This is a genomic window from Geodermatophilus chilensis (genome assembly GCF_002802985.1).
In the GTDB taxonomy this organism is placed as follows: Bacteria; Actinomycetota; Actinomycetes; order Mycobacteriales; family Geodermatophilaceae; genus Geodermatophilus; species Geodermatophilus chilensis.
This window is the reverse complement of record NZ_NVPT01000271.1, coordinates 1-3,985: the sequence shown is the minus strand read 5'-3', so window position 1 is coordinate 3,985 and position 3,985 is coordinate 1. Positions and strand designations below refer to the sequence as shown.

At 74.1% G+C, this 3,985-nt stretch carries 3 protein-coding genes; all 3 read right to left on the bottom strand.

Annotation, left to right across the window (positions count from 1 at the left end; genetic code table 11):
- Positions 1 to 440 precede the first annotated feature (440 nt).
- Genes tyrS through argH form a run of 3 tightly spaced genes read right to left on the bottom strand, consistent with a single transcriptional unit; the run spans position 441 to position 3,836 of the window.
- Positions 441 to 1,715 carry a tyrosine--tRNA ligase gene (gene tyrS, locus CNO22_RS26030; RefSeq protein ID WP_100502142.1) on the bottom strand — a complete coding sequence of 425 codons (1,275 nt, stop codon included), beginning with the start codon at positions 1,713 to 1,715 and terminating at the stop codon, positions 441 to 443.
- Between the two features lie 4 nt (positions 1,716 to 1,719).
- On the bottom strand, positions 1,720 to 2,397 hold the full coding sequence (locus CNO22_RS26025; protein WP_232807369.1) for a DNA-3-methyladenine glycosylase: 678 nt from the start codon (positions 2,395 to 2,397) through the stop codon (positions 1,720 to 1,722).
- A complete protein-coding gene (gene argH, locus CNO22_RS26020) occupies positions 2,361 to 3,836 on the bottom strand; it encodes an argininosuccinate lyase (protein WP_269799646.1) in 1,476 nt (491 codons plus the stop codon). Before argH ends, CNO22_RS26025 begins: the two co-directional genes overlap by 37 nt.
- Positions 3,837 to 3,985 lie beyond the last annotated feature (149 nt).

Below are 3,985 nucleotides of genomic sequence, written 5' to 3'. Positions count from 1 at the left end.
CTAGCACTCTTGACATCCATCAACCCAAAGAAACCCACAAAGGGATTGTTACTTGGCACTGACTTTCGGCACGCTGTTGAGTTCTCAAGGAGCGGACGCTCGCGATACCCAGCCTGGTGGGCCTTCGATCGCGGCGGCTGTTCCACGTTACGCCACTCGCTGTGTCCGTCAAGCGGCGGGTCCAGGACCCGCGCCCGGCGCTCGGAGCGGCGGTGCCCAGTGCAACCGGCGTCCCCCGGGGTCTGTTCCCGGGGCCCACTGAGCTGCTGGGCAGTTGGCGCCTGGTCCGACCCGCGGGCGGGGACTCGGTCCCCGCTCCGCTCCGGTCTCGCCGGGCGCAGAGAGAAAGTTACGTCGGTGTCGTCCGGGCTGTCAAACCGGTGCGGCGTGACCCCCGACACCTGTCCGGAACGGTGCCGTCACACGCCGTTCACACGGGCTCAGGCGCGCTGCACCCCGGCGACCGAGCGCTTCCCACGCCGCAGCACCAGCCAGCCCCCGGGCAGCCAGTCGGACTCCCCCGGCACGGCGTCGGCGTCGGTGACGCGCTGGTTGTTCAGGTAGGCGCCGCCCTCCTTCACGGTGCGCCGGGCCTCGGACAGGCTGCTGACGAGCCCGGTCTGCTGGAGCAGCGCGGCGACGGTCGGCGTCCCGCCGTCGACGGTGATGCTGCCGGCCTCCCGCAGAGCGGCCTCGAGGGTCTCCGGACCCAGGGCGGTGAGCTCGTCGCGGCCGAACAGCGCCCGGCCGGCCGCCTCCGCCTGGCGCAGCTCCTCCTCGCCGTGCACCAGGCGGGTGAGCTCCTCGGCCAGTGCGCGCTGCGCCGCGCGGGCGGCCGGCCGCTCGACCGACTCGGCGAGCAGTGCCTCCACCTCCTCGGCCGGTCGCTCGGAGTACAGCGGCAACCAGGACCGGGCGTCGGCGTCGTCGGCGTTGAGCCAGAACTGGAAGAACGCGTAGGGCGAGGTGAGCGCCGGGTCGAGCCAGACGGCGCCGCCCTCGGTCTTGCCGAACTTCGTGCCGTCGGACTTGGTGACCAGCGGGGTGGACAGCGCGTGCACGGTCGCCCCCTCGGTCCGGCGGACCAGGTCGATGCCGGCGGTCAGGTTGCCCCACTGGTCCGAGCCGCCGGTCTGCAGCGTGACGCCGTGGCGCCGGAACAGCTCGCGGTAGTCGTTGGCCTGCAGGATCTGGTAGCTGAACTCGGTGTAGCTGATCCCGGCCTCCGAGTTGAGCCGGGCGGCCACGGCCTCCTTGGCCAGCATCCGGCCGACCCGGAAGTGCTTGCCGATCTCGCGCAGGAAGTCGATCGCCGACAGCGGCGCCGTCCACTCGAGGTTGTCGACGTAGACCGGTGCCTCCAGGCCCTCCCGCTCCGCCGGCACCTCGAGGAAGGGCGCGACCTGGGTGCGGATGCTGTCCACCCACCCGGCGACGGTGCCGGCGTCGTTGAGCTGCCGCTCGGCGGTGGGCCGCGGGTCGCCGATCAGGCCGGTCGCGCCGCCCACCAGCACGACGGGCTGGTGCCCGGCCCGCTGCAGCGCCCGCAGCACCATGAACTGCAGCAGGTGGCCGACGTGCAGGCTGGGCGCGGTCGGGTCGAAGCCGGCGTAGTAGGTGACCGGTCCGGCGGCGAGATGGGCGCGCAGGGCGTCCTCGTCGGTGCTCTGGGCGATGAGCCCGCGGCGGTGCAGCTCGGCGATCACGTCGGTCACGGTCCTAATCCTGCCCGGCGCGTCGGGAGCGGGGGCGGCCGCCCGGGCTGAAGTCGCTCACCGACGCCGCCCCGGTCTCCCAGAACCGCCACGGCAGCTCGGTCGCCACGCTGATCCCGACCCGCGGCCCGGCCGTGACGTCGGCCGGCGGGTCGCCGCGGTGCAGCCGCACGGGGGACGACGGGTCGAGCAGGTCGGCGTCCTTGTCGTCGGGGCCGATCGCGAGGGCCTGGGTCAGCCGGGCCGGACCGCGGGCGAGGTCGCGGGCGCTCCTCGCGGCGGGACGGCGGGAGGCGGCGAGCTCCTCCCCCACCACGACGTCCCCGGCGCGCAGCAGCACCGCCGAGCCCTGGCCCTCGGCGCCCACGACGACGTTGGCGCACCAGTGCACGCCGTAGCTGAAGTAGACGTAGAGCCGCCCGGGCGGGCCGAACATGACCGCTGCGCGCGGCGTGGGGCCGCGGTGCGAGTGCGCCGCCGGGTCGGTGCCGTCGCCGGCGTAGGCCTCGACCTCGGTCAGCCGCAGCGCGACCCGCCCGGCGGGGCGGTCGCTGACCACCCAGCAACCCAGCAGCGTGGGCGCCACGGCGTCCGGCGGGCCGAGCAGCTCGCCCGGCGTCAGGAGGGGGCCGGGCTCGCGCTCGCTCAGAGCGCCGCCGCCACGGGTGAGGCCGACGCCCACTGCGCGTGCTCGGTGGCGAGCGCCGCCAGCACCGCGATCTGGCCGGCGACCCGCTCCGGCGCCGTCCCTCCGCGGGCACTGCGGGCCGCCAGCGCGCCCGGGACGGAGAGCACCGCCCGCACCTCCGGGGTGAGCCGCTCGTCGATCCCGGCGAGCTGCTCGTCGTCGAGCTGGTCGAGCTCGAGCCCGGCCTGCTCGCAGAAGGCGACCATCTCGCCGGAGATCTCGTGCGCCGACCGGAACGGCACGCCCTGCCGGACCAGCCACTCCGCGACGTCGGTGGCCAGCGCGAAGCCCTGCGGGGCGGCGGCCTCGATCACCTCGGGGCGCAGGGTGAGGGTGGCGACCATGCCGGTGACCGCGGGCAGCAGCAGGAGCAGCTGCTCCATGGAGTCGAAGACCGGCTCCTTGTCCTCCTGCAGGTCGCGGTCGTAGGCCAGCGGCAGCCCCTTGAGCATGGTGAGCAGGCCGGTCAGGTTGCCGACGAACCGGCCGGACTTGCCGCGGGCCAGCTCGGCGATGTCGGGGTTCTTCTTCTGCGGCATGATCGACGACCCCGTCGCCCAGGCGTCGTCGAGCCGGGCCCAGCCGAATTCCGTCGACGTCCAGAGGACGACCTCCTCCCCCAGCCGGGAGAGGTGCACGCCGATCAGCGCCGCCGCGAAGCAGAACTCGGCGGCGAAGTCGCGGTCGCTGACCCCGTCGATGGAGTTGTCCGAGGCGCGGTCGAAGCCGAGCTCGGCGGCGACGGCGTCCGGGTCCAGCGGCAGGGAGGAGCCGGCCAGCGCGCCGGAACCGTAGGGGCTGACGGCGGTGCGGCGGTCCCAGTCGCGCAGCCGGTCGACGTCGCGGGCGATGGCGTGCGCGTGGGCGAGCAGCTGGTGGGCGATGAGCACCGGCTGGGCGTGCTGCAGGTGCGTCATGCCGGGGCCCGGGACGTCGCGGTAGCGCTCGGCCAGGCCGACCAGGGCCTGCTCGAGCGAGGAGAGCTCGCCGACCAGGGCCCGGACGGTGTGCCGCAGGTACAGCCGCAGGTCCGTGGCGATCTGGTCGTTGCGGCTGCGGCCGGCGCGCAGCTTGCCGCCCAGCGTGCCGAGCTTGTCGGTGAGCCCGCGCTCGAGGGCCTCGTGCACGTCCTCGTCGGACTCGACGGCGGTGAACGTGCCGGCCGCGACCTCGGCCGACAGCTCGTGCAGCGCGCCGAGCATCTGGTCGAGCTCGTCGTCGGTGAGCAGGCCGGCGCGGTGCAGGACGCGGGCGTGCGCCCGGGAGCCGGCCAGGTCGAAGGGGGCCAGCCTCCAGTCGAAGTGCGTGGACTTGGACAGCGCGGCCATCGCCGGCGACGGGCCGCCGCCGAAGCGACCGCCCCAGAGGCGGGTCTGCGAGGGGCCGGCGGGGGTGCCGGGTCCGGCGGCGGTGGGCACCTGCTTCCTATACACCACTGACGCTGCCGACGACCCCGTACGTGTAGATCTCCGTGCGCGCCCTTTTACTCAAGAACCAGTCCCACCCCGTTCCCCCTCTCCCTCTTCCCTCCGCCAGCCGCCTCTCTCCCACTCGCCCTCCCCACACCTATCCCCATCTGCTC